At 36.5% G+C, this 22,768-nt stretch carries 22 protein-coding genes and 3 riboswitches; of the genes, 17 read left to right on the forward strand and 5 right to left on the reverse strand.

Annotation, left to right across the window (positions count from 1 at the left end; all coding sequences use genetic code 11):
* Positions 1–9 precede the first annotated feature (9 nt).
* A complete protein-coding gene (locus NYE73_RS12815) occupies positions 10–528 on the forward strand; it encodes a GNAT family N-acetyltransferase (RefSeq protein ID WP_259950764.1) in 519 nt (172 codons plus the stop codon).
* A 45-nt stretch (positions 529–573) separates the two neighbouring features.
* Here the strand turns inward: NYE73_RS12815 and NYE73_RS12820 are convergent, their stop codons facing one another.
* Positions 574–1,191, reverse strand: coding sequence for an FMN-binding negative transcriptional regulator (locus NYE73_RS12820; RefSeq protein WP_237900843.1), 618 nt, complete (start codon positions 1,189–1,191; stop codon positions 574–576).
* Positions 1,192–1,357: 166 nt separating this feature from the next.
* On the opposite strand from NYE73_RS12820, the gene pdxR reads away from it, so the two are divergent.
* The gene (pdxR, locus tag NYE73_RS12825; RefSeq protein ID WP_103118135.1) at positions 1,358–2,773 is read left to right on the forward strand and encodes a MocR-like pyridoxine biosynthesis transcription factor PdxR; all 1,416 of its coding nucleotides are present in this window, start codon (positions 1,358–1,360) and stop codon (positions 2,771–2,773) included.
* Positions 2,774–2,842: 69 nt separating this feature from the next.
* Complete coding sequence (locus NYE73_RS12830) at positions 2,843–3,274, forward strand: DUF2935 domain-containing protein (RefSeq protein WP_054550154.1); 432 nt, start codon at positions 2,843–2,845, stop codon at positions 3,272–3,274.
* Between the two features lie 79 nt (positions 3,275–3,353).
* Here NYE73_RS12830 and NYE73_RS12835 read toward each other — a convergent pair whose 3' ends face one another.
* Positions 3,354–3,719: a hypothetical protein gene (locus NYE73_RS12835; RefSeq protein ID WP_048392769.1), complete on the reverse strand. Its 366-nt coding sequence runs from the start codon at positions 3,717–3,719 to the stop codon at positions 3,354–3,356.
* Positions 3,720–4,066: 347 nt separating this feature from the next.
* On the opposite strand from NYE73_RS12835, the gene NYE73_RS12840 reads away from it, so the two are divergent.
* The 4 genes from NYE73_RS12840 (at position 4,067) to NYE73_RS12855 (ending at position 9,310) form a co-directional block, all read left to right on the forward strand.
* Positions 4,067–7,114, forward strand: a complete 3,048-nt coding sequence (locus NYE73_RS12840) for a sensor histidine kinase (protein WP_259950765.1) — start codon at positions 4,067–4,069, stop codon at positions 7,112–7,114.
* Positions 7,111–8,217 (forward strand): response regulator, encoded by a 1,107-nt coding sequence (locus NYE73_RS12845; RefSeq protein ID WP_259950766.1) that lies wholly within the window; start codon positions 7,111–7,113, stop codon positions 8,215–8,217. The genes NYE73_RS12840 and NYE73_RS12845 overlap by 4 nt, the downstream gene beginning before the upstream one ends.
* A 73-nt stretch (positions 8,218–8,290) precedes the next feature.
* Entirely contained in the window at positions 8,291–8,794 is a 504-nt protein-coding gene (locus NYE73_RS12850; protein ID WP_259950767.1) for a GNAT family N-acetyltransferase, read from the forward strand.
* Positions 8,795–8,842: 48 nt separating this feature from the next.
* Positions 8,843–9,310, forward strand: a complete 468-nt coding sequence (locus tag NYE73_RS12855; protein WP_259950768.1) for a DinB family protein — start codon at positions 8,843–8,845, stop codon at positions 9,308–9,310.
* A gap of 27 nt (positions 9,311–9,337) precedes the next feature.
* Here the strand turns inward: NYE73_RS12855 and NYE73_RS12860 are convergent, their stop codons facing one another.
* Both NYE73_RS12860 and NYE73_RS12865 read right to left on the reverse strand, forming a co-directional pair.
* Positions 9,338–9,619, reverse strand: a complete 282-nt coding sequence (locus NYE73_RS12860; protein ID WP_227744874.1) for a hypothetical protein — start codon at positions 9,617–9,619, stop codon at positions 9,338–9,340.
* A 48-nt stretch (positions 9,620–9,667) separates the two neighbouring features.
* On the reverse strand, positions 9,668–10,078 hold the full coding sequence (locus tag NYE73_RS12865; RefSeq protein WP_227744873.1) for a DUF3888 domain-containing protein: 411 nt from the start codon (positions 10,076–10,078) through the stop codon (positions 9,668–9,670).
* A gap of 90 nt (positions 10,079–10,168) precedes the next feature.
* Here NYE73_RS12865 and NYE73_RS12870 point away from each other — a divergent pair, with 90 nt between their 5' ends.
* Positions 10,169–10,588 carry a hypothetical protein gene (locus NYE73_RS12870; protein WP_259950769.1) on the forward strand — a complete coding sequence of 140 codons (420 nt, stop codon included), beginning with the start codon at positions 10,169–10,171 and terminating at the stop codon, positions 10,586–10,588.
* 31 nt (positions 10,589–10,619) lie between these two features.
* On the opposite strand, the gene NYE73_RS12875 is transcribed toward NYE73_RS12870, so the two are convergent.
* On the reverse strand, positions 10,620–12,101 hold the full coding sequence (locus tag NYE73_RS12875) for an Lsa family ABC-F type ribosomal protection protein (RefSeq protein ID WP_048392759.1): 1,482 nt from the start codon (positions 12,099–12,101) through the stop codon (positions 10,620–10,622).
* Between the two features lie 562 nt (positions 12,102–12,663).
* Positions 12,664–12,843: riboswitch (cobalamin riboswitch) on the forward strand.
* Between the two features lie 174 nt (positions 12,844–13,017).
* Between NYE73_RS12875 and metE the strand changes: the two genes are divergently transcribed.
* The 9 genes from metE (at position 13,018) to NYE73_RS12920 (ending at position 22,106) form a co-directional block, all read left to right on the forward strand.
* Positions 13,018–15,315 carry a 5-methyltetrahydropteroyltriglutamate--homocysteine S-methyltransferase gene (gene metE / locus NYE73_RS12880; protein WP_066036745.1) on the forward strand — a complete coding sequence of 766 codons (2,298 nt, stop codon included), beginning with the start codon at positions 13,018–13,020 and terminating at the stop codon, positions 15,313–15,315.
* A gap of 149 nt (positions 15,316–15,464) precedes the next feature.
* A riboswitch (cobalamin riboswitch) is annotated at positions 15,465–15,657 on the forward strand.
* 149 nt (positions 15,658–15,806) lie between these two features.
* Entirely contained in the window at positions 15,807–17,423 is a 1,617-nt protein-coding gene (gene nikA / locus NYE73_RS12885) for a nickel ABC transporter substrate-binding protein (protein WP_066036744.1), read from the forward strand.
* Positions 17,424–17,494: 71 nt separating this feature from the next.
* A complete protein-coding gene (gene nikB, locus NYE73_RS12890; RefSeq protein ID WP_115673607.1) occupies positions 17,495–18,448 on the forward strand; it encodes a nickel ABC transporter permease in 954 nt (317 codons plus the stop codon).
* Positions 18,449–18,450: 2 nt separating this feature from the next.
* Positions 18,451–19,260 (forward strand): ABC transporter permease subunit, encoded by an 810-nt coding sequence (locus tag NYE73_RS12895; RefSeq protein WP_227744871.1) that lies wholly within the window; start codon positions 18,451–18,453, stop codon positions 19,258–19,260.
* Between the two features lie 13 nt (positions 19,261–19,273).
* Positions 19,274–20,044, forward strand: coding sequence for an ABC transporter ATP-binding protein (locus NYE73_RS12900; RefSeq protein WP_259950770.1), 771 nt, complete (start codon positions 19,274–19,276; stop codon positions 20,042–20,044).
* 9 nt (positions 20,045–20,053) lie between these two features.
* Positions 20,054–20,860, forward strand: coding sequence for an ABC transporter ATP-binding protein (locus NYE73_RS12905; RefSeq protein WP_131520206.1), 807 nt, complete (start codon positions 20,054–20,056; stop codon positions 20,858–20,860).
* A 190-nt stretch (positions 20,861–21,050) separates the two neighbouring features.
* Positions 21,051–21,416, forward strand: coding sequence for a DUF2089 domain-containing protein (locus NYE73_RS12910; protein ID WP_004229931.1), 366 nt, complete (start codon positions 21,051–21,053; stop codon positions 21,414–21,416).
* 12 nt (positions 21,417–21,428) lie between these two features.
* Positions 21,429–21,815 carry an SHOCT-like domain-containing protein gene (locus NYE73_RS12915; protein WP_016991732.1) on the forward strand — a complete coding sequence of 129 codons (387 nt, stop codon included), beginning with the start codon at positions 21,429–21,431 and terminating at the stop codon, positions 21,813–21,815.
* A 9-nt stretch (positions 21,816–21,824) separates the two neighbouring features.
* On the forward strand, positions 21,825–22,106 hold the full coding sequence (locus NYE73_RS12920; RefSeq protein ID WP_048392756.1) for a hypothetical protein: 282 nt from the start codon (positions 21,825–21,827) through the stop codon (positions 22,104–22,106).
* 370 nt (positions 22,107–22,476) lie between these two features.
* A riboswitch (cobalamin riboswitch) is annotated at positions 22,477–22,654 on the forward strand.
* Positions 22,655–22,768 lie beyond the last annotated feature (114 nt).

A 22,768-nucleotide genomic window follows, 5' to 3' on the forward strand; every position in this document is an offset into this window, starting at 1 on the left:
GTGGAATCAATGTCTGTTAAATTAGAGAAGTGTGAGCACGCAGATTTAAAACAGCTTCAAGCAATAAGTATTGAAACATTTAATGATACATTTAAAGACCAGAACTCCCCTGAAAATATGAAGGCTTATTTAGAGCGTGCCTTTCATAAGCAACAGCTAGAGAAGGAATTGGCCAATTTGGATTCAGCATTCTATTTTATCTATTATGAGGAAGAAATAGCTGGTTATTTAAAAGTAAATATCAACGAAGCACAATCCGAACTAATGGGGGATGAGTCATTAGAGGTGGAGAGAATTTATGTTCGACATCAATATCAAGGAAAAGGGCTTGGCAAATACCTTATGAATAAAGCAATAGAGGAGGCTGTGTCTCAAAACAAAAAAAGCATTTGGCTAGGGGTTTGGGAGAAAAATGACAGTGCCATCGGTTTCTATCAGAAAATAGGCTTTGTCCAAACAGGCGCCCATTCATTTTATATGGGTGATGAAGAACAAATTGATCTTATCATGACGAAAACACTTGCCTAAATTTTATGGCAGAAACGTTGATTCACAACATTTCTGCCTGCTATTTTAATGGCTTCTATTTTTCTTCATCGCCTCAGCTAAAGCATCAGCATGTGGATTTTCCTCTTTATAAAGTTCCTTTATTATGTTGGCGTAATCACTAGCATTTCGATTTTGACTTAATTTATAGGCTGCCTGCACTTCTTCCACCTTTATTTTAAACCCTTTTATTCCTTTCATTTCTTGCTGCAAAAGCTCAGGAGATAGTTTATCCCACAACACAGGATTTTCACGGAATGACTCATATTTTTCAAGTAAGCTAGTCAAATCTTGTTCTAAAGCTATTCCTTCAATCAGACTTGCCTTTCCATATACATGGACAGCTTGATAATTCCAGGTTGGCACATTTTCATGCTCATACCAAGAAGAAGAGATATAGGCATGTGGACCATTAAATATCACGAGAATGTCTTGTACTTCCTCAAAGGTCTTCCATAAAGGGTTACCATAGGCTAAGTGTCCTGTCAGATAATAGTCATCCTCGATTTTTTTCAGCAACACGGGTATATGGGCTGCAATAGGCTTACCTTTTCGAATTGAAACGATTGTTGCAAAGGAATTATGTTGAATAAATTCTTTGATTTCTTCTAAATCCGATACTTTGTAATACTTAGGAACATACATGGAAACCTCTCCTTATACATAAAATCATCGTGAGTTTTTCGAATAAACAAATAATTGCGTAGGCACGTCTTTACATTTTCTACTCAACAATGTAGATTTTATTATAATCAATCACTGGCACCTCATAAAAGTGCCAATAACGCTATTTCTAAAGGAGCCAAGAATCATGCTCGAAATGACACCAAACCTGAATAATGAGGAACCACTTTACCTTCAATTATATAACTATATAAAAGCAGAAATTCAAAATGGAAAGATAAGGGCTCAAAGCAAATTGCCGTCTCAGCGTAGTCTAGCTAAACATTTACAGATTAGTCGCAACACTGTAGATGCAGCTTATCAGCAGCTCCTTGCAGAGGGCTATGTGATAAGTAAAGAGCGAGATGGACTATATGTGGTTGATCTTGAAAAAGGTTATTTTCAAGGAGGCCCTCATCATTTTGAACCACAATTAGCGACTCAGCAGAAACAAGAACGACCAGCAATTAAGTACGATTTTAATTATGGAGATATTAATTTAAAAGATTTTCCCTTTAAAATATGGCGTAAATTATCAATGCAGAGCCTTGATGAAGAACAGGCTCAACTCCTTTTATATGGAGATCCACAGGGAGAGCTGGAATTAAGAAATTATATGGCAAGCTATCTTTATGAATCAAGAGGGGTGCAATGCAGTGCAGAGCAAATCGTTATAGGAGCAGGCTTGCAGTTTCTTCTTGGTATCGTATGTAACCTAATTGGACGGAATGAGCTTTTTGCTATGGAAGATCCAGGTTATTATCGCGTTCGTTACTTGTTTAAAGATAATGGTATAAAGGTGAAACCAATCCCACTTGACGAGCATGGTATTCATATCGATCCCTTAAGAAACAATAACATCAAGGCTGTTTATGTCACACCCTCCCATCAATTTCCCCTTGGAACGGTTATGCCTATCTCAAGAAGATTAGCATTACTAGAGTGGGCTAAGGAAGAAGATGCTTATATCATCGAGGATGATTATGATGGGGAATTTCGATATGCTGGAAAACCGATTCCTGCACTACAGGGATTAGATTCAAGTGATCGCGTCATCTATATGGGCACCTTTTCAAAATCTTTGATTCCAGCCATTAAGCTAAGCTATATGGTATTACCTAGAAAATTAATGGATTTATTTCATCAAAACAATTACTATGTTCAAACTGTGTCTAGACTCCATCAGCATACATTACAGCTATTTATAGAGAGTGGGTATTGGGAGAGACACTTGAATAAAACACGAAATAGTTATAAGCGAAGATATGAGGCATTACTAAAGTCCATTCAACAAAAGTTCGGGGAAAATGGGAAAATTTATGGAGCCAGCAGTGGCTTACATATTTTACTTGAACCAAAAAATAAGATGACTGAAGAGGAATTGATTGATACAGCAAAAATGGCTGGTGTTAAGGTCTACCCAACATCTATTTTTTATGAAAATCCATTGGTTGTTCAGCCTGCAAAGGTATTACTTGGATTTGCTAATCTAGCGGAAGATGAGATTGACACAGGCATTAAGCTATTAAACAATGCTTGGTTTAACAGTTCTACTATGACGTGAATCTCTTTCAAAGTTCTATTTCCACATTTCTTGTATATACATAATAGAGATAAGTGGGAGGGGATTTTTATGCAATTTTACTATGGCCATCAAATGCCATTACGTGTATTAGATGAAGCTGAATTTTGGAAACATCAAGAAGAGGAGCATACAGTAGTAATAAGAGAGCTTGTGAAAGATTTGGAGCAGCAATATGTCGATGCGTTAAAGGAATGGGAAAAAGCTTTCGCTCAAACACATCAGCAAGTTGTGAGATATATAGAAACCGTCAATCGTTCCCAGGGACAAGTTTCTCCAGCTCTGTTTCAGGATATTTTACAGCTTACTTCCTTCTGTTTGCAACAGAGTGATCAATTTATCCAGTTTTGCCAAACGCTTATGCAAGAAAGTCAACCGATAAGCGCAAATCCTACAGCTAAAGTTGTATTAAATCATATCATTGTAGAATCCGAATATTTTATCGGAATTGCCCAAACCATTTTATATCAACAGAAATACTAGGTCTAGCGTCTGGAAAATGGAGTTTGGAGAAAAAACACTTGCCACACTCCATTTTTTGGACGTTTTCACCACCACAATATTAACTATTCGGAATTTTCTCTTTATATTTAAAGGAAAGGAGACTTAAAGAATAATTTTTAAGTGTATCTGTGTGAACAAAGTCATTTAGAATACTTTCAATTGAATGACAATGTTGATTGATTAAATTAATTTCTTCTATATAATTTGAATCAATCAATACTTCTTTTAATGTTTTAAACACTACTTTCTGCTCGTTAAATAAATAAACCAGTTCAAACCTAGTGTTCAATATTAAAGTGGTAATCTCAGGGAAAATAATTCGATCCTTTAGTACTTCAAGAATGGAATTCACGGATTTTACTCCATCAATAGTTTGTAAAGATGAAAAAACACCATTTAATAACTCTTCAAAATCAACCTTCATCAAAATCCTCCATCAATCAAAATCCTTTCTGATAATAACATTTTTTTAGAAAAATTTTAATGATTAATATTTTCCTTCAATAATGTGGAAAGTCTATTTAGACAATAGTAATTTATTGAAAACAATTCACTTCACATGTTTCCAGAGGTTAATAAAAATTTTTAATCCGCTCACAATCATTTTTTTAAAATAACAACAAACAAAACATCAAGAAAGGTATTATTATTGTTTGTTTAGATTTTGTTCAAACACAGTATGCTACTATCTCAAAAAGGGTTGATTGTAAAAACAGTGAGCAATATGATGTAAAGATACATCATAAATGATCGATCTTTGGGGGCACGAAAATGAAAAAAAATATCATAATTATTGTAAGTATAATCATGCTTTTTGTGATTGTTTTTTTTATTGGTAATTGGCATTATTTCTCCACTAATCAGCCAAAAATTATACATAAAGGTATAGGAAAGTTAGAGGAAGAGCAATTATTAAAGCCTGTAAAGCTAGAAGGAGAATGGGCCTTTTATCCAAATGTATTAATTTCTTTGGGGGAAAATTTTGATAGCTATCAACATAAAAAACTGGATTTAAATATACCCTTTAATTGGCAAGCATATGTAGAGCCAAATGAAGAGGGGCTTTCGGTGGGAACCTATCACGTCAACATAGAGGTACCATCAGATGGAGTTTACGGCCTATATATTCGAACGATTCGTCAAGCTAGTCGTGTATTCATTAATGGCGTTGAGGTGGGGGCTAAAGGAAATCCAAGTACTGTTTTAAGCGCATATGCATCTGAAAATGATGATAAATATACCGTTTTTTCTCCTAGTGTCAATAAAAGACTAGACATTGTCATCCATGTTGCAAATTACAATTATCCTCAGGCTGGAATTGTTTATCCTATTGAATTTGGTACGATGAAGGCTATTCAAAAGCATTATCACTGGAAAGTGTTTTTAGATATAGTAGTGAGTATAGGTCATATTATAGTTGGTGCGATCTATGTCTTTACATTTTTACAGAATCGCAAGCGTAAGGAAGAGTTATTCTTTGGTCTATTTACTATTTCATTAGGATTTTATATGTCGTTTATCAATCAAAAGGTGTTTTTCCTTTTATTCACTGATCTATCGACGGTCAATCAATTACGTCTGCAATTAGGAATCATTCCACTCGCACTGCTTGCTTTAACATTTTTTATAAATGCGATGTATCCACAATTACTAGAAAGAAAAATTTTATACACGCTTGCCATATTACTTGGTATCGTGTTTGTTATGTACGGTATCTATAATCCCTTTACAAAAAATGAAAGGGCCTCCTCAGAATTTGAAATGATTATGAGAAAAATAATCTATATCAGTGTCACGGCTCCAGTTATTTTCTATAATATATGGTTGCTTATAAAGGTCATGCTAAAACGTTTAGAGGCTGTGCGTTATGTGCTAATAGTTATTACAGCGATTAGTTGTTATTCTATTTTACTCATTTGTAACTTTTTATTTGGGATGCCTTTTGACTATACAGAATTTATGTTATTTTTACTAATATTATTTGGCTTTGCCTCATTATTAAATTATCGTGCCAATAAAGCTGTTTTAAAAATAGCAGCATTGTCAGAAGAATTGCTTGAACATAATCAAATGAAGAATGAATTTCTTCTGAAAACTTCGCATGAACTCCGTGCCCCCCTAAACGGAATATTAAATATATCCAGATCCTTAATGGAAGGTGCTCAAGGACCATTAAAACGATCTCAACAGGAGCAAGTTATTCTAATTCACAGCGTTACACAGCGCATAGGTCATTTAGTAGAAGATTTATTGTTTTCTTCTAATCAAATGACAGGGGAAGTAAGGATTAGTCTACGCAGTGTATCTCTATCTGTTATACATGAGGTAGTAGCCGAAATTCGTAGTCTTATGCCCAAAAATAGTCAAGTAAGGGTAACAGCAGAGATAAACTTAGATTTGCCAAAGATCTACACGGATGAATTACGCTTTAAACAAATTTTATATAACTTGCTGCATAATGCAATTAAATTCACACAAAATGGAACAATCATAGTCACTGCGCATGTTGAACAGGAGCAGATGGTCATCCAAGTAAGTGATACAGGCTGTGGAATTCCGACACAAGAATTAGATCGTATTTTTAACGCCTTTTATCAAGGAAACAATCATCATAATAAAGAAGGGCTAGGTTTGGGACTAAGTATCACTAAAAATATTGTTGAAAAATTAAATGGTAACATTTATGTGACAAGCACTGTAGGGGAAGGGACAACATTTACATTTACAATGCCCCTCTCAACACTAGAAAACGTAAGTAATGAACAAGCTACCATTACATCACATACAGATACAGAAATACAGCTTCGACTGCCCCTTATTTATAAAGGAAGTGATAAAAAAATACTGGTGGTAGATGACAACCATGTCAATATAAAAACTTTAACGGAAGCACTAAGTTTAAAGGGATATACAGTGATCGCCTTAGATAACGGCTTTGATGCGATCGATTATATTAAAACCAATCATGTAGATTGTATGTTAATCGACCTAATGATGAATGGGATGTCAGGTTATGAGTTATGTAAACGTGTACGTAAACAATATGATATGCTGGAACTACCAATAATTATCTTAACTACAGTTATGAAGCAATCTGACTTACTGCAAACGTTAAAAGTAGGGGCGAATGATTATCTACAAAAGCCGATTTCTACCGATGAACTTTTTATTCGTATTGAATCTTTATTGGCTGTTCGACAATCATCAATCGATGCAATCGAAGTAGAAATGAACTATTTATATTCACAGGTCACACCACATTTTGTATATAACACACTTAATACGATTATTGGTTTAAGTTATACAGATATGGAAAACACACGTGAAGCTCTTTATTGTTTAGCCACTTATTTCCGTGCAAAACTGAATGTTCATTATCGAAATAGCATTGTCCCCATTGATGAGGAGATGGAGCTTGTAAAAGCCTATTTATCAATTGAAAAAATGCGCTTTGGAGATCGTTTACGTATTAAATATGATATTGACGAATCGATACAATTAGGAATCCCTGCATTGTCCATTCAACCTTTAATTGAAAACGCAGTGTTCCATGGGATCTCTAAGAAAGTAGAGGGAGGGACCATAGAATTAAGCCTACAGAGAGAGGGACAATTTGTAAGAATTAAAATCTATGATAATGGTGTAGGAATTTCAGAAGAAAAATTGCACCAATTGCTAAATGAAGAAAGTACAAGAATTGGCTTTATGAATCCATTAAAAAAATTTAAATTAATAAAAAATGCTAGTTTACGAATTTACAGCGAAGAAGGAAAGGGAACAACAATTGTCATTTTATTACCAGAGGGTGGTGTCACATGAATATAATGATCGTTGATGATGAAAAATTGGCCATTGATGTTTTATCTATTATGGTTAAACAACTTGCCCAATTTCAGATTAACATTAAGGGAACATTTACAAATCCAACTGAGGCCCTCCAGTTTCTTGAAAAAGAAATAATTGATTTAGTGTTTTTAGATATTGAAATGATTGACACACACGGTATGCAACTTGCAAAGCATCTCCTACACAAGCAACCATCCTTACAAATCATTTTTGTTACAGCTCATACACAATTTGCCGTGGAGGCTTTTGAAGTTGAGGCAACAGATTATTTATTAAAGCCAGTACAGGAAAAACGACTGATTAATGCGTTAACAAAAGCACAGAAAAAAATGGTCGTGACGGTGGCGCCGAGGGATGAGAAGAAAAACTCATTATATGCGCATACATTAGGCAGCTTTTATCTACTGGATGTTCAACATAATGTGATTAAGTGGCGAACAAGAAAAGTACGTGAACTATTTTTATATTTACTATTTCACCAAAAACGGCCTATGTTAAATGCAGTTCTTTTAGAGGAATTGTGGCCAGATTTGAACTTTGAAAAGGCAGCTAGTAATTTACATACAACTATTTATCATTTAAGAAAGATATTAAAGGACAATGGTATTCAAGATCCCATACTCTTGGTCAATAATCACTATAAATTAAATGCGGAAATTCAAACTGATTATGATGAGCTGAATCAACTATTGGAGCAGGATCAACATGATGAGAAATCCATTCAGCAGTTATTGAATTGCTATGAGGGTGATTTTTTAATAGATGAGGAGTATTTATGGGTTAATCAAATCAGGCTCCGCTTAAAGCAATCTGTATTACATGTGCTTGAACAGTATATTGCACGTACAGACGTTGCCCACACTTTATTAAAGTATAATTGCCTACAAAAGCTTTTAGAGCTAGACGAATACAATGAACAGTATATGTTTCAATTGTTAGAATTCTTAATTCAACAAAATAGGAAACAAGAATGTATAAAATTATTTGAATCTATAGAGGCAAAATTAGCTGAAATTGATCTCCCCGTGCCAGAAAAATTTTATAGAAAATACAACGAGTTCTTACTCAACGTTTAGAAACGATTTCGGAAAAGTAATTTCTGTTTTAATAGTAGGTAATAATTTTATAAAAAGGAGATGCTCTTTCGGCATGCAAAAGATTGAAATAATTGAGCTTCACCATATTGAGCAAGATTTGGAGAAGCTTACTGAATTATTGATTATGGTCGTAGATGAAGGAGCATCCATAGGTTTTTTACCTCCACTCACACAAGAACAAGCGATAAAATATTGGCAATCTGTCTTAGCGTCAGATGTCTTACTATTCATTGCGAAAATAAATAATGAAATTGCAGGTAGTATTCAATTGCATTTAACTAGCAAACCAAATGGCATTCATCGTGCTGAAATTTGCAAGTTAATGACACATCCCAACTTTAGACGCAACGGTATTGGACGAGCGCTGATGCAACAAGCAGAGGAACGAGCAAAACAAGAAAACCGCTCCTTGCTAGTTTTAGATACGAGAGAAGGGGATCCTTCCAATAAATTATATAAATCATTAGATTATCAAGAAGTGGGGAAAATTCCTCAATATACTATTTCACCAGATGGAGAATTAGAAGCAACCGTAATTTACTATAAATTAATTTAATCCATGGTATTGAATATAACTGAAAACGTGTAGAAAGGGAGCTAGTATATGAACGAAGCACAATTATTTATGCAAATGAAAATGTGGCGTAATTGGACTGTTGAATTTCTACGTACGATCCCTGAGAATATTGCTGATCAGATACCCGCAGGACATCATAACAATATTCGTTGGAATGCTGGTCATCTATTAGTTGGTTGGGATCATACCATTTTTCCAGCTGTTACACAAGAAAGGCATTTGCCTCTATCCTATCATGTAATGTTTCCTAGTGGCAGTAAACCAGATAACTGGACTGAGCAACCGCCAACAATGGATCAAATTATTATACTCCTAGAGGAACAACCAATTCTGATTGAACAAGCTTGTGCAGGACATCTACATGAACCGCTTAAAGAACCTTTTTTAGGTATGAAAACATTAGGTGATATGGTTGTCTTTCATATGAACCATGAAAATTTTCACATGGGAATTATAAAAAGTATGATGCAAACGCTCTTAAAGAATGAAGCCTAACTGATGGAATCAGTTGGCTTCATTTTTCTATATATACCACGGTAACAGATCCTCCATTTTCTTACCTGGCTTACTTGTTTTATCTGTTACGATCCATGTGCCGTCTTTCTTTTGCAGCTGATAGCTTACATTTGTACCATCCGCTCTTTTAAAGAGCATATAACCTATATTACCCTTGATAAAAGTGACAGGGTCTATGACATTTTTGTAGGGAATCTTTCGCTCAGGAAATAAAATATGGGTCACTATTTCCTCTGCAATCATAGCAAGGGATTTCATATCATTATTAATTTCAGCTTGATATTGCAATTGATCGTATCGGTAGGAAGTATAAGATGCTAAGTCCAGCTTAAAACTCTACTGTATATCTAACAGTGTTGCCCTATAGAATGCGTTTATTGCCTTTTCTACATCATCTGCCTCATGTATATAGCGAAGTGTGATGACACCAGTTGGACTGACTTCAAACGTAATGATTTCCTTACTGTAGGGTGGGGAATGCGCATGCTCAAAGGTCGTAACTTCCACGCTAACTTTAAAGCTAAACTGACTTTCTTTGACAATTTTTAAAATTTTCACATCATACAAGCCATACTGCTTAGGATAGCCATAGTAATGATCAATTTCCTTTTCAATAAATGGATTAAGGATTGTAATGAATGTGTCCCTGATTAGTTGCTCATCAGCTTGTTCACTTTGCGCATAAATCTTACATGGCAGAATGAACATAGTGAAGATAAACATTAAAACATAAGCAAATTTTTTCATGGAATAGTGACCTTTCTGCAGGATGATACTTTATAGAGTGCACCAATCACAGCAAATTATCGAGCATTTTTAAAGAAAGGGAATTGAACAATGGGAAAAATAATACTGCCCTTTTTATGTATGCTTTTGTTATTTCCAACAGCTACTTCGGGGTCAGAACCTGAAGGCTTAAAATGTCCAAATCCAGATGTATTGATGAAAACAACGGTGAAAGACAAAGACGAGCTTAGTCAAGCATTAGCTGACATCATTCCAAAAGTATATGGCTCAAGCCCTGATTATCAGGAGTGGCAAATTGAGGTGATAAAGCCCATGCCCATATTAACTGGCATGGAGGAGAATTACTATAAAATGGCGGTGAACTTCTGTGGAGAAAATGTGGCTAATCACTCCTGGTTTGTTCGATTAAGGTTTCCAAGATTACTGCCAGCGCAAAGTGCATCACTAGGTGAGCTATATATCGTGAAAGAGACAAATTCTAAATGGATCCATTGGTTTCAATATCATTAAAAAGGAAGAATCCATAAATGGATTCTTCTCTTTATGACATAGCTATCGTTTTCGTTGCTACAGTTTGTTGAAATGCCTGATCATGCTCAACAATCACCATTGTGAGATGAGAGCTTTTTATGAGCTCTTCAATCTGCATGCGTGAATAGATATCAATAAAATTGAGTGGTTCATCCCAAATATATAAATGAGCCTTCTCACACAAGCTTTTAGCAATCAGCAGCTTTTTCTTTTGCCCACCAGAATAATGAGAGATATCCTTCTCAAATTGAATACGCTCAAAATCCATCTTGCGCAGGATTGATTTAAATAACGTCTCATCAATACCATGCTCTTCAATAAATTCCGATAGCAATCCCTTTAAATGGGATGTATCCTGCTGAACATAGGAAATGACTAGACCTGAAGCTAACTTTATCGAGCCTGTATGTTGGATGGGATTACCTAGAATAAGTTTTAACATACTACTTTTTCCGCTTCCATTTTTGCCATCTAAAACAACTCGATCCCCTTGTGCCACTTTGAAGCTAATAGGCTTATTCACGATATGGTCATCGTACCGAATCGATACATCCGTGACAACAACCATTTCTTTTGATGGATATGCCAATGGCTCTACTTTCAATGACTCGGTTTTTTCAACATTTTTTAGCAGTTTTGATTTTTCCTCAATAGCTCTTTGTTGTCTGGATTCTAGGTTCTTCGCTCGTTTCATCATCTTGGCTGCTTTATGTCCAACAAAGCCTTTGTCCAGTTTGGAACCTGAATTGGTTGTGCCGTTTTTGGAGGCTTCCACTTGATTAGACCAACCTGACGAACGCTTTGAGGATTGTTTTAATCGGTCGATATCTTTTTGCAGTCGTTGATTGGTTACTTCTTCGTGTTCCTGCTGACGATCAAAATTTAACTTCCAAGAAGAATAATTTCCACTTTGAACGTCAATATTGGCTCTATTGATCGATAGGATATGGTCAACACAGCCATCTAAAAAGCTTCTGTCATGTGAAATTAAAATAAATCCTTTTTTCCTGCGAAGATAATCGGAAACCGTCTTTCGTGCATCCGTGTCTAGGTGATTGGTTGGTTCATCAATTAATAAAAATTGACCCTCTGTCAAAAACAACGCAGCAAGCAGCACCTTTGTTTGTTCGCCATTGGATAATGTTTTAAAAGGACGATACATGACCTCCGCATCTACATGTAGGTAAGCTATTTCACGTAGACATTCCCAATCTTCTGCCTGAGGACAAATTTCCTCAAATATTTCATGGGTATATTTATTTGGATCAGAAACTGGATAGGGGAAATAAGTGAAGTCTACAGAAGAGATGATTTTTCCGCTATACTCATAATTTCCTAATAACAACTGAAAGAATGTTGTTTTACCTCGTCCGTTTCTACCGATAAATCCAAGTTTCCAATCCGTATCGATTTGAAAGTTGACATTCTCAAAAATATTGTCAAAGCTGCTTGGATAAGAAAAAGTTAGGTTTTGTACTTGTATCATGGACATGATAATTCCTCCTTTGTATTGCAACAGTTTACTTTTCATACAAAGTCGGTCTATCCATCTATGGTTGATTTCTCCGTATAAGCAGATGGATATTAACGACTTATACGGAGTGTTACATGCGTTACAATAGTTTTTGAATCGCTCATATTTTTCCTCTCCTTTATGGGTAAATGAAAGGTACAAAATCAACTATGAAAGCAAGAAAAAATCCCTCCAATTGTGCATTGGAAGGATTAGTCTTTCTCTGAATAAATGTGATTTGCCATTTGTCATGACAAATAAAATGCAAACTGATAGTTAAAAATGGATAGACTAACCCTATATTTTGTGTTTGAAATCATTCAATTCAAATAAAAATATAGTTTAGTTCTTCATTGTCCATTCATCAGTCCTCTCATAATTGTCTTTTTATAGTAACAAATTTTTTTACAGAATACAATGTAACCTTATTTTCACTTAGTACTATACAATAATTCCTATAATATTTATAGAAATAATTTATATAATAGTTGAAAAATAATTTCTACTATTCTGAAATATGTGCTATAGTAGGAGCATAATTGAATATTGTGTAAGACTTGGTGCCAAATGAAAGTTTGGCTTAAAAGGGAAGTCGGTGCAAATCCGACGCTGTCCCGCAACTGTAATTCGGAGCAAATCACAAATGCCACTGGGGAAACTGGGAAGGCTGTGAGGCGTGTTGATGGAAAGCCAGGAGACCTGCCAATTTCTAGTACACACCAAATACCTACGTGGAAATAGGTGGTGAAAAGTGACCAAATAGGCACTGTGCGATAACGTTTATGCGAAAGTAGATACTTTTTCGTATTGTTTTAGCATTATTAATTTTAACATGCAGCCATTTTCCTAATAGGAGAATGGCTTTTTATTTTTTCTAAAAAAGGAGCTTAAAAACATGAACTATACAAGTACATTGATCGGTTATCCCTATATAGGGGAGGAACGCGAATGGAAAAAAGCACTAGAAGCATTTTGGCGCAATGAACTTTCTGAGGAGGACTTTGAGGAAAAATTAAAGAAAATCCGTTTATCAAGAATAAACAAGCAGCTGCAACTTGGAATCGATATGGTGACAGTTGGCGACTTTACGTTTTACGATAGAATGTTAGATACAGCTTTGATGTTTGGTTTAGTTCCAAAGCGCTTTAACTGGCAAGGTGGTAAAGTCGATTTTCATACCTACTTCAGTGTAGCAAGAGGAGACAAAACAGCCGTAGCTAGTGAAATGACAAAATGGTTTAATACAAATTATCACTACATTGTTCCAGAGTATGAGGGACAAGCCTTACAACTAACAGAAAATAAAGTGTTAGCCGACTTTTTAGAGGCGAAGGAAACTTTCGGTATCATTGCGAAGCCGACACTAATTGGTCCCTATACATTTTATAAGTTAACGAAAGGCTACAACAAATTAACACAGGTTGAGTACTTATTAGCTTTATTACCACTCTATACGCAGGTATTAAAAGAATTAGTGGATGCAGGTGCCACTTGGATTCAGCTAGAAGAGCCATCCCTCGTCTTAACACTTGATCCAGCAGAGATAAAGCTGGTGAAAGAAATGTATGACCAGTTAGCCACTGCCGTTCCTGAGGCTAAAATAATGCTACAGACTTATTTCGAAGCTTTAAGTGCCTATGAAGCATTAAGTACATTGCCTGTTCAAGGATTCGGTTTGGACTTTGTTCATGGCTATAAAGGAAATATGGCGTCACTTCGTCAATTTGGTTTCCCGCAGGATAAAGTATTAGGAATAGGGGTAGTGAATGGCCGTGATATTTGGCGTTCAAACCTGGCGGAGGTCAATGCGACAATTCAAGCCATTGAACAGCTAAGTCATGCTGCTGAACTATGGATTCAACCATCAAGTAACCTACAGCACGTTCCAATCACAACCTCTCTTGAAAATGAACTTGACCCTGTTTTAAAGCAGTCTCTGGCCTTCGCAGATGAGAAAATCGTAGAAATCACGGGGCTGACTAAATATAGACGAGATAAAGATGGTTCCTTACAACATAATTTTTCAGAAAGTATGAAGGCGATTGAGGCTCTAAAAAATCATCCAATCCGCCAAAATAAGTTAATTCATCAAGCCGTTCAAACTGTGACAAAGCAAGATTTTGAACGACACAGTAATTTTACGAAGCGACAAACGATCCAACAACAAGCCTTAGGATTACCGCTGTTTCCAACAACTACAATCGGTAGCTTCCCGCAATCAGATGAAGTGAAAAGAAATCGTAATGCGTGGCGAAAGAATCAATTATCGAATGAAGCCTATGAAACATTTTTAGAAGACGAAACAAAGCGCTGGATCTCCATACAAGAGGAATTAGATATCGATGTACTTGTTCATGGTGAATTTGAGCGTACAGATATGGTCGAATATTTCGGTGAAAAGCTGACTGGCTTTGCCTTTACAGAGAAAGCGTGGGTTGTTTCATATGGATCACGCTGTGTGAAGCCTCCGATCATTTATGGAGATGTTGCATGGGCTTCACCAATTACCGTAAAAGAATCCGCCTATGCCCAAAGCCTAACGAAGCGATTTGTAAAAGGCATGCTGACAGGGCCAGTAACAATATTAAATTGGTCCTTTGTGCGAGATGATTTGTCCCGTAAAGATGTCGCTTATCAAATTGCATTAGCACTCCGTAAAGAGGTGGAAGCACTAGAAAACGCAGGTATATCAATTATTCAAGTGGACGAGCCAGCGTTAAGAGAAGGTTTACCGCTTAGAAAGGAGGAATGGGGGGCTTACTTAGAGTGGGCTGTCAATTCCTTTAAGCTTGCGACATCTAGTGTCAAAGATGAAACACAAATCCATACACATATGTGTTACTGCGAGTTTAATGATTTCATCGAACCAATTAGCGCACTAGATGCAGATGTGATTTCCATAGAAACATCACGAAGTCATGGGGAACTTATTACCTCACTACAAGCACAGCCCTATAAAAAAGGAATTGGCTTAGGCGTCTATGATATTCATAGCCCTCGTGTACCAAGCGAGGATGAAATGCTCGCTATTATGAAAGATAGTCTACAGGTGCTGGACCGTTATCAATTCTGGGTGAATCCAGATTGTGGCTTAAAAACGAGAAAAGAAGATGAAACCGTTGCAGCTTTAGCGAATATGGTTGCTGCTACTAAAACGTTGCGTCAAGCTGTACAACAATCTACATCAAGCTAACGAAATGATTTTTAATCTACTACATCTACTCTCCAATAACGAAGACTAGGGTAAATCCCTAGTCTTTTTATCTTACGTCGATATATATATATTATCTTCAGAAAGTAAAATTGACGTGAACATGCGAGCATGTTATGTTTATTACTAATTTCATAGCAATCATTACAAGTTTGAGTGAAATCGTCTTTCATTCAATTAAAAGGAAAATGGGTGAAAATCCCATGCTGTCCCGCAGCTGTAAATGAGGAGTTTTGTTTCAAATACCACTGAGTGAGTACTTGGGAAGGTGAAACAAAATGATGATTCATGAGCCAGAATGCCTGCTTGTAAGAAGATTCATTGATGATCTACGAAAGATAGGGAGATGGATGGAGACTTGCTCATCGTGGGTTTTTCTGTCCTTATTCTTTTTTAGAATAAGGTTTTTTTATGCCTTCTCTTCTTCAACAAGTAGATGTATTTGTACTACGAATAGAGATAGGAGACAGAAAATGAGATTGACAAAGTATTTACTTCCTTTCCTGCTTGTCCTGACGTTCAGTTTACTTGCTGGCTGTACAGGCACGGATGAAGAAAAGGAAAAGACCTCAGCAAACCAAACAGATGAAAAAATAATAACGATTGGCTGGCCATTAGATGTCGGTCCATTGAATCCTCATACATATTTACCGAATCAAATGACTGCCCAAGCAATGGTTTATGAATCCTTGGTGGAATACAATGATGATGGTACTGTTACGCCTAAGCTCGCCGAAAGCTGGGACATCTCTGAGGATAAAACTTCGTATACTTTCCATCTAAGAAAAGACGTGAAATATTCAGACGGCACTGCATTTAATGCAGATAATGTCATTCGTAACTTTGACGCCGTTTTAGCGAATCGAGACATGCATTCTTGGATGGGCATGGTTAACCACATGAAAGAGGTTGTAAAAGTAGATGATTTTACAATTCGTCTGCAATTGGATGAGCCTTATTATCCAGTCTTAAACGAACTTGCCTTCGTCAGACCTTTCCGTTTTTTAGGGGATAACGGATTCCCAAAGGATGATATGACGCAAGATTCTATCAAAGCACCGATTGGAACAGGCCCTTGGGTATTAACTGAATACAAAAAGGACGAATATGCATTATTTAGTCGCAATGAAAACTATTGGGGAGAAAAACCACTAGTTGAACAAATAAAAGTAAAAATTATTCCTGACTCAGAATCTATTTCATTAGCATTTGAAAACGAAGAATTAGATTTAATTTATGGGCGTGGCATTATTAGTTTAGATAACTATACGTATTTAAAAGACAGTGGCAAATACAAAACTGCTACCTCTGAGCCTTTATCTACGAAAGCACTGCTATTCAATACACAATCTGGTCCATTATCTGAGCTAAAGGTACGTCAAGCCATTCAATATGCTATTAATAAGGAACAAATGGTCGACAGTATTACACATGGTACGGAAAAAGTAGCGAACACATTGTTCTGGGATGCGATTCCTTATGCCAATATAGATTTAGCACCTATTGTATACAATCCAGAAAAAGCCCAACAATTGCTAGATGAGGCAGGGTGGTTATTACCTAAGGGTGAAAAAATTCGTTCAAAAAACGGACAGCTGTTGTCTTTAGATTTGATTTACATTGCATCTGATGCAATTCAAAAACCAATGGCAGAATTAATGCAAGGTGAACTCGCAAAAATTGGCGTTCAGTTGAATTTAGAAGGGGCAGATGTAATGGTCGGTCTTCAAAAATTGATGGATGACCAGGTGGATATTAATTTCTGGCGTACCAATGGACCACCTACAGATCCACATAGCTTTGCAAATGAATCAGCTACACCAAATGCTAGTGGTGTGTACGAGGCGAAATTAGGCCTAGCAAACGCCAAAGAAATCGATACGAAAATTCACCAATTATTAGTAGGAACAGATGAACAGGAACGCGTGCAGCTTTACACGAATATTTTAACGATGTTTCATGACCAGGCACTCTTTTACCCTATTTCTTACGAAACAAATAATGTGATTTATCAACCATCTCTAAAGGATTTTGCACCACGTGCATCTGAATATGATATACCTTATGCACAAATGGCTAAAGAAAAATAAAAGTGGAGGAGAGAGTGTGTCTAGCAGAGACAGCTCTCTCTTTATCATAGGATTGAGTAGGAAGTGACAGCATGTATGAATCAACATGGATCTTTTGTTTAAAAAGAATTTTAACATTGCCCTTTGTCTTATTAGGCGTTTCCATCCTAACCTTTGTATTTATTCGTTTTGTTCCTGTAGAGCCTGCTGAAGTCATACTACGTTTGGCAAGGGTTGCGCCAACAGAGGAAGCCATTCAGGCATTACGTGAGGAACTGGGAACGGACAAGTCGTTTTTTCTTCAATATTTGCTATGGGGAAAGGGCATAATCCAGCTAGATTTTGGAACATCTTTTGTTAGTAAATTACCTGTGGCACATGAACTATTCGTGAAATTACCCGCAACCATTGAATTAGCTATTGCTGCGTTTATCCTCATTTTAGGGCTAAGTATTCCATTCGGAGTAATAAGCGCATTGTATAAGCACACCATCATCGATAAAATCATACGATTCTTTAGCATATTGAGTGTGTCGATTCCAGCCTTTTGGTTAGGTTTCCTATTACTCTATTTATTTAGCTTAAAATTAGGACTCTTTCCGACAAACGGGAAGGGCACACCTGCTCATTTAGTTTTACCCGCCTTCGCACTGGCGTTACCAACAATTGGATTATTCGTTCAGCTTATCCGTTCAACCATCCTAGAAGAATTACAGCAGCAATATGTTCAATATGCACGGCTAAGAGGATTAAAAAGCTCCGTGATTCTTATCCGTCATGTTTTGCGAAATGCTGCTATTCCCTTGACTTCCTTGCTAGGCATGACCCTTGGCAATCTTTTAGGTGGAGCCGTGATTGTGGAGCAGGTTTTTAGCTGGCCCGGACTCGGCAGGTACTTAATAGAATCCATTATGAACAGGGATTATCCAGTTGTACAATGCTATGTGTTAATTATTGCGGTTATCTATGTGCTTGCCAATTTATGTACAGATATATTGCATCGTTTATTGGACCCTCATCTAATGATGAAGGGTAGGAGAGATTAAAAATGAAATTTGTACGAACAAAAAGTGGCAACTTAACAGGATTAATCAGTCTATTCCTCCTTGTCATTACTGGCTTATTAGGACTGTTGGCGCCAATTTTAATGCCACACGACCCTTTTGCTGTCGATATTGCTAAGAAATTTTCAGTCCCGTCTTGGGACTATCCATTAGGTACAGATCATTTAGGAAGGTGTATCTTGTCACGCCTTCTTTTAGGTATTCGTTATTCTTTAGGTTCAGCGCTCATCATTCAGCTAGTCGCTATTGTTTTAGCTATCCTACTGGGTGCTTTTGTAGCGTTGAAAAGAGGATTAATTGATTTTCTTTTTATTCGATTATGTGATATTTTATTAGCCTTTCCGACACTCGTACTTGCATTTGGACTGTTAGGTATATTAGGTCCTAGCTTAAAAAATGTTTTAATAGCGCTCATTTTCACACAGCTTATTTATTATGCAAGAATGATCCGAGGTTTGTTTATTGGCATCAATGAGAAAGACTTTGTTCAAGCTGCTAGGATAACGGGCACTACAGGTATCCAATTAATTAGACGCCATTATATACCCAATCTATTGCCATCTATTGTCACGATTGTCGCATTAGATATCGGGAAGGTGATTTTAGAAATTGCAGGCTTTTCGTTTATCGGACTTGGGGTGCAGGCACCGATCCCAGAATGGGGCATGATGATCAATGAAGGAAAGCAATACATGAGACAGCATCCTGAATTAATGCTTTATCCAGGACTTGCCATCATCCTTGTTGTGTTATTGTTTAATCAATTAGCAAATCGTTTAAAAAGGCTTGACTAGGAAAGGGGAAGTTATGGAGAAAGTTTTAGAAGTGATAGACCTCACAGTCAAAATAGGGGAGAAAAATATATTAACCTCTATCAACCTGACAGCTTATAAAGGGCGAGTCCTAGGAATTATCGGGGAAAGTGGCAGTGGCAAGTCCATGCTTTGCCATGCCATCATGCAAACATTACCGTCCTTTGCCCATGTCAGCCAAGGGGACGTACTCTATCTGCAAGAAAATTTATTAAACGTTTCAGCTACTAAATGGAGAGCTTATCGTGGCAGACATCTTTCGATGATTTTGCAAAACCCATCCGCTGCATTTGATCATATTCAAACGATTGAAAGTCATTTTCGAGAAACATTAAAAGCACACTTTAAGCTTACAAAAAAAGAAATGAGACAGATCGCCCTTGATGCTTTGAAAAAAGTTCATTTACCTCAGCCAGAGCAGCTCTTGTCCTACTATCCTTTCCAGTTAAGTGGAGGCATGCTACAGCGAGTGATGATTGCTCTGTCAATGGCGATACAGGCCTCCCTCTACATCGCAGACGAGCCTACGACTGCTCTGGATACCATCAATCAGAAACAAGTATTAACACTATTTAATCAAATTCGCTCAGAAACAGATGCTACCATACTCCTTGTCACGCATGATTTAGGTGTCATTGCTGAGCTTGCGGACGATGTGGCTGTGATGTATCAAGGAGAAATCGTTGAGCAAGCAAATGTTTTTGATTTTTTTGATGCGCCTCAGCATCCCTATACCAAGAAACTTTTACAAGCGAGAATGCTATGAGGTGATAAAATGACGCTACTAGAAGTAAAAAATATTGAGAAATACTATGCGCAAAGACCATTTCTATTCAAACGAGGACAGGAAGCCCCTGTATTAGAGAATGTGACATTTTCACTTCAGGAAGGAGAATGTCTTGGCATCGTCGGTCAAAGTGGTTCTGGAAAAAGCACATTAGGGCGCATTATTTTAGGGATTGAACGACCAACAAACGGAGAGCTGATCTTTCAAGGTGTCAATTTATACGAAGCACCCAGCAAAGAGAAAAAAATGATACGAAGAAATTTACAGGCTGTTTTTCAAAATAGTTATCATTCATTTAATCCAAAACAGACGATTTTCGAAATACTCGAAGAACCGTTTTTGAATTTCGAGCATTTTAGCAAAGCAGAGCGACAACAGAAAGTAAGGGAATTACTAGACTGTGTAGAGTTAGAGTGGGCAATGGCTCAAAACTATTCCTCACAGCTAAGTGGGGGACAGCAGCAACGAGTCAACATTGCTAGAGCTCTTGCATTAAAGCCGAAACTGATTGTTTTAGATGAGGCCATTAGTAGTCTTGATATGATTTTGCAAAAGACGATTATAGAGCTACTGCAAAGACTTCAAAAAGAGCTACAGCTTGCTTATCTATTCATTTCACATGATTTACAGGCCACACGTTTTATGTCAGATCGCATCCTTGTGATGCAGCATGGTCAGCTAGTGGAGGAGATAGGCAAGGATGGGACATATCAGCACCCCGCTTCACAAGCGTTATACAATGCAATTTTGCCATCACACCCGCGGGAAAGAAAAAAGAAGGATAGACCCAATTAAACAGAAACGCCATTTTGAGAAATTAAAAATGGCGTTTTCTTAATTTTTAAAGCAATATAGAAACAAAAATAAATAAAATTAATCAAGATATTAATTTTATTTATTTTTTAATTAAAATTATTAATTTTATTATTTACATCTTTAATTTCTTTATTATATAATCAGCTTAACTTAAAGGAAGGAGTTCACTATGGCTTATCAAGTAATCACAAATTGTCCTGTCTGCAGTAAAACATTAAAAATTACGAAGTTACAGTGTTCTCATTGTCACACGACCATTGAAAATGAGTTTGAATTGTCGAAGCTAGCATCCTTATCACAGGATCAGCTTCATTTTGTGGAAGTATTTTTAACCTGCCGAGGAAATATTAAAGAGGTTGAAAAGGAACTGGGGGTTTCGTATCCAACAGTTCGAGGCAAGCTAAATGATATTATTTCATCCCTTGGCTATGCTCAAAAGAAGAAAAATGAAGTAGATGAGAAAAAAATTGTAAGCATGCTTGAAAATGGCGAAATCACAACAGATGAAGCCATAAAGCTCTTAAAAGACGAATAGGGAGGAACGACCATGAAAGAGGAAATTACAAAAGTGTTAACGATGATTCAAGAGGGCAAAATTGATGCGGATAAAGGATCAGAGCTGATTCAAGTGCTACAACAGAAAGAAGAATCAGAGAATAAATTTGTGGAAAAAACAAAGTATTTAGATAAAACGTTAAAGGTCCGTGTTGTATCCACCGAAAATGATAATGTCACGGTAAATTTACCAATTAAACTTGTCAAAGCCGTATTGATGGCAGGACACAGCATCGCTGCAAGTATTCCGCAATCTGAAAAATACGTAAAAGATATCGACATCAATCTTCTTCTTGAAGCAATTGAAAATGAACTAGATGGACAAATTGTAGATATAAAATCAGCAAACGGAGATTCCGTTGCAGTCTTCATTGAGTAGAGGCGACGAATGATGCATGTAAAAGTGAAAGCAAAAGACGTTCGCTTTACCGTCCCTGTTCCCTATACTGTGCTAACCATTGTCCTCTCCATTTTAACTTCTAAATGGATTCAGCAACAAGCCAATAAGTGGACAAAGGCATACTTCGATAAAAAGAAAATAGACTTTACCTTTCCCCTCATCGACAAAGAAATGTTAAAGCCGATTATCAAGGAACTACAAAATTATAAAGGACTTGTGCTAGTCGATGTCAAAGCTCAGGACGGGACTGAGGTTAAGGTTAGACTATAATCCCAATGATAGAATGGTAAGAGCATGTTATGATAAAAGCATGCTCTTTATTAATGTAATGAGCATCATTTGAAATGGGTAAGAGATGATCATTATTTCAGGACTTACGATAGAGACAACTATTTTTCAATGGTACATAAAATAGAAGATTTCTTTAAACTCAAATTAGAATTCTAGATCCATTTTAATAGAAAATCACGTACATCGTTAAAAATAGATTTTTGATTTGGGTATAAGTGATTAGTGGTAATCTATTTGGAACTACATAATTAAAAATACTGAATAATCCAAAAATAAAGAAGTTTAGAATCTAGATTTACTTTTCATTTGAAGGATGGTAAACTTAAAACTATTGAACAACAACAATATATTGTGTTCGTTTTACTAAGGTACTACTATATGTAGTTTAAAAGGGAAGTTCGGTACAATTCCGACGCTGTCCCCGCAACTGTTAAGCTGACGATGATAGCATCCACTGTGCATGCGCATGGGAAGGAAATCAGAGAATGAAGCAAAGCCAGGAGACCTGCCTTTATAAAACAAATTAATCATTTCTTCGGGGATTAAGAGATGGGAACGTCGGTATTTTTAGTATGTTAACGTTTCCATTTTAGCTATCTCTCTTAAAGAGATAGCCTTTTTATTTTATGAAAAGAGGGATT

This window comes from Lysinibacillus sp. FSL K6-0102, from assembly GCF_038003545.1.
Taxonomy (GTDB): Bacteria; Bacillota; Bacilli; order Bacillales_A; family Planococcaceae; genus Lysinibacillus; species Lysinibacillus capsici.

What these genes read in the sequence shown, in the direction of transcription:
- NYE73_RS12820 (WP_237900843.1), bottom strand. Translation starts at nt 1,191, where the DNA reads ATGTATGTTCCTAAGTATTACAAAGTATCGGATTTAGAAGAAATCAAA.
- NYE73_RS12900 (WP_259950770.1), top strand. Translation starts at nt 19,274, where the DNA reads ATGGAGAAAGTTTTAGAAGTGATAGACCTCACAGTCAAAATAGGGGAG.
- NYE73_RS12920 (WP_048392756.1), top strand. Translation starts at nt 21,825, where the DNA reads ATGATGCATGTAAAAGTGAAAGCAAAAGACGTTCGCTTTACCGTCCCT.
- NYE73_RS12850 (WP_259950767.1), top strand. Translation starts at nt 8,291, where the DNA reads ATGCAAAAGATTGAAATAATTGAGCTTCACCATATTGAGCAAGATTTG.
- NYE73_RS12905 (WP_131520206.1), top strand. Translation starts at nt 20,054, where the DNA reads ATGACGCTACTAGAAGTAAAAAATATTGAGAAATACTATGCGCAAAGA.
- NYE73_RS12845 (WP_259950766.1), top strand. Translation starts at nt 7,111, where the DNA reads ATGAATATAATGATCGTTGATGATGAAAAATTGGCCATTGATGTTTTA.
- NYE73_RS12895 (WP_227744871.1), top strand. Translation starts at nt 18,451, where the DNA reads ATGAAATTTGTACGAACAAAAAGTGGCAACTTAACAGGATTAATCAGT.
- NYE73_RS12870 (WP_259950769.1), top strand. Translation starts at nt 10,169, where the DNA reads ATGGGAAAAATAATACTGCCCTTTTTATGTATGCTTTTGTTATTTCCA.
- NYE73_RS12835 (WP_048392769.1), bottom strand. Translation starts at nt 3,719, where the DNA reads ATGAAGGTTGATTTTGAAGAGTTATTAAATGGTGTTTTTTCATCTTTA.
- NYE73_RS12830 (WP_054550154.1), top strand. Translation starts at nt 2,843, where the DNA reads ATGCAATTTTACTATGGCCATCAAATGCCATTACGTGTATTAGATGAA.
- NYE73_RS12915 (WP_016991732.1), top strand. Translation starts at nt 21,429, where the DNA reads ATGAAAGAGGAAATTACAAAAGTGTTAACGATGATTCAAGAGGGCAAA.
- NYE73_RS12875 (WP_048392759.1), bottom strand. Translation starts at nt 12,101, where the DNA reads ATGTCCATGATACAAGTACAAAACCTAACTTTTTCTTATCCAAGCAGC.
- NYE73_RS12815 (WP_259950764.1), top strand. Translation starts at nt 10, where the DNA reads ATGTCTGTTAAATTAGAGAAGTGTGAGCACGCAGATTTAAAACAGCTT.
- NYE73_RS12855 (WP_259950768.1), top strand. Translation starts at nt 8,843, where the DNA reads ATGAACGAAGCACAATTATTTATGCAAATGAAAATGTGGCGTAATTGG.
- metE (WP_066036745.1), top strand. Translation starts at nt 13,018, where the DNA reads ATGAACTATACAAGTACATTGATCGGTTATCCCTATATAGGGGAGGAA.
- NYE73_RS12910 (WP_004229931.1), top strand. Translation starts at nt 21,051, where the DNA reads ATGGCTTATCAAGTAATCACAAATTGTCCTGTCTGCAGTAAAACATTA.
- pdxR (WP_103118135.1), top strand. Translation starts at nt 1,358, where the DNA reads ATGCTCGAAATGACACCAAACCTGAATAATGAGGAACCACTTTACCTT.
- NYE73_RS12865 (WP_227744873.1), bottom strand. Translation starts at nt 10,078, where the DNA reads ATGAAAAAATTTGCTTATGTTTTAATGTTTATCTTCACTATGTTCATT.
- nikA (WP_066036744.1), top strand. Translation starts at nt 15,807, where the DNA reads ATGAGATTGACAAAGTATTTACTTCCTTTCCTGCTTGTCCTGACGTTC.
- NYE73_RS12840 (WP_259950765.1), top strand. Translation starts at nt 4,067, where the DNA reads ATGAAAAAAAATATCATAATTATTGTAAGTATAATCATGCTTTTTGTG.
- nikB (WP_115673607.1), top strand. Translation starts at nt 17,495, where the DNA reads ATGTATGAATCAACATGGATCTTTTGTTTAAAAAGAATTTTAACATTG.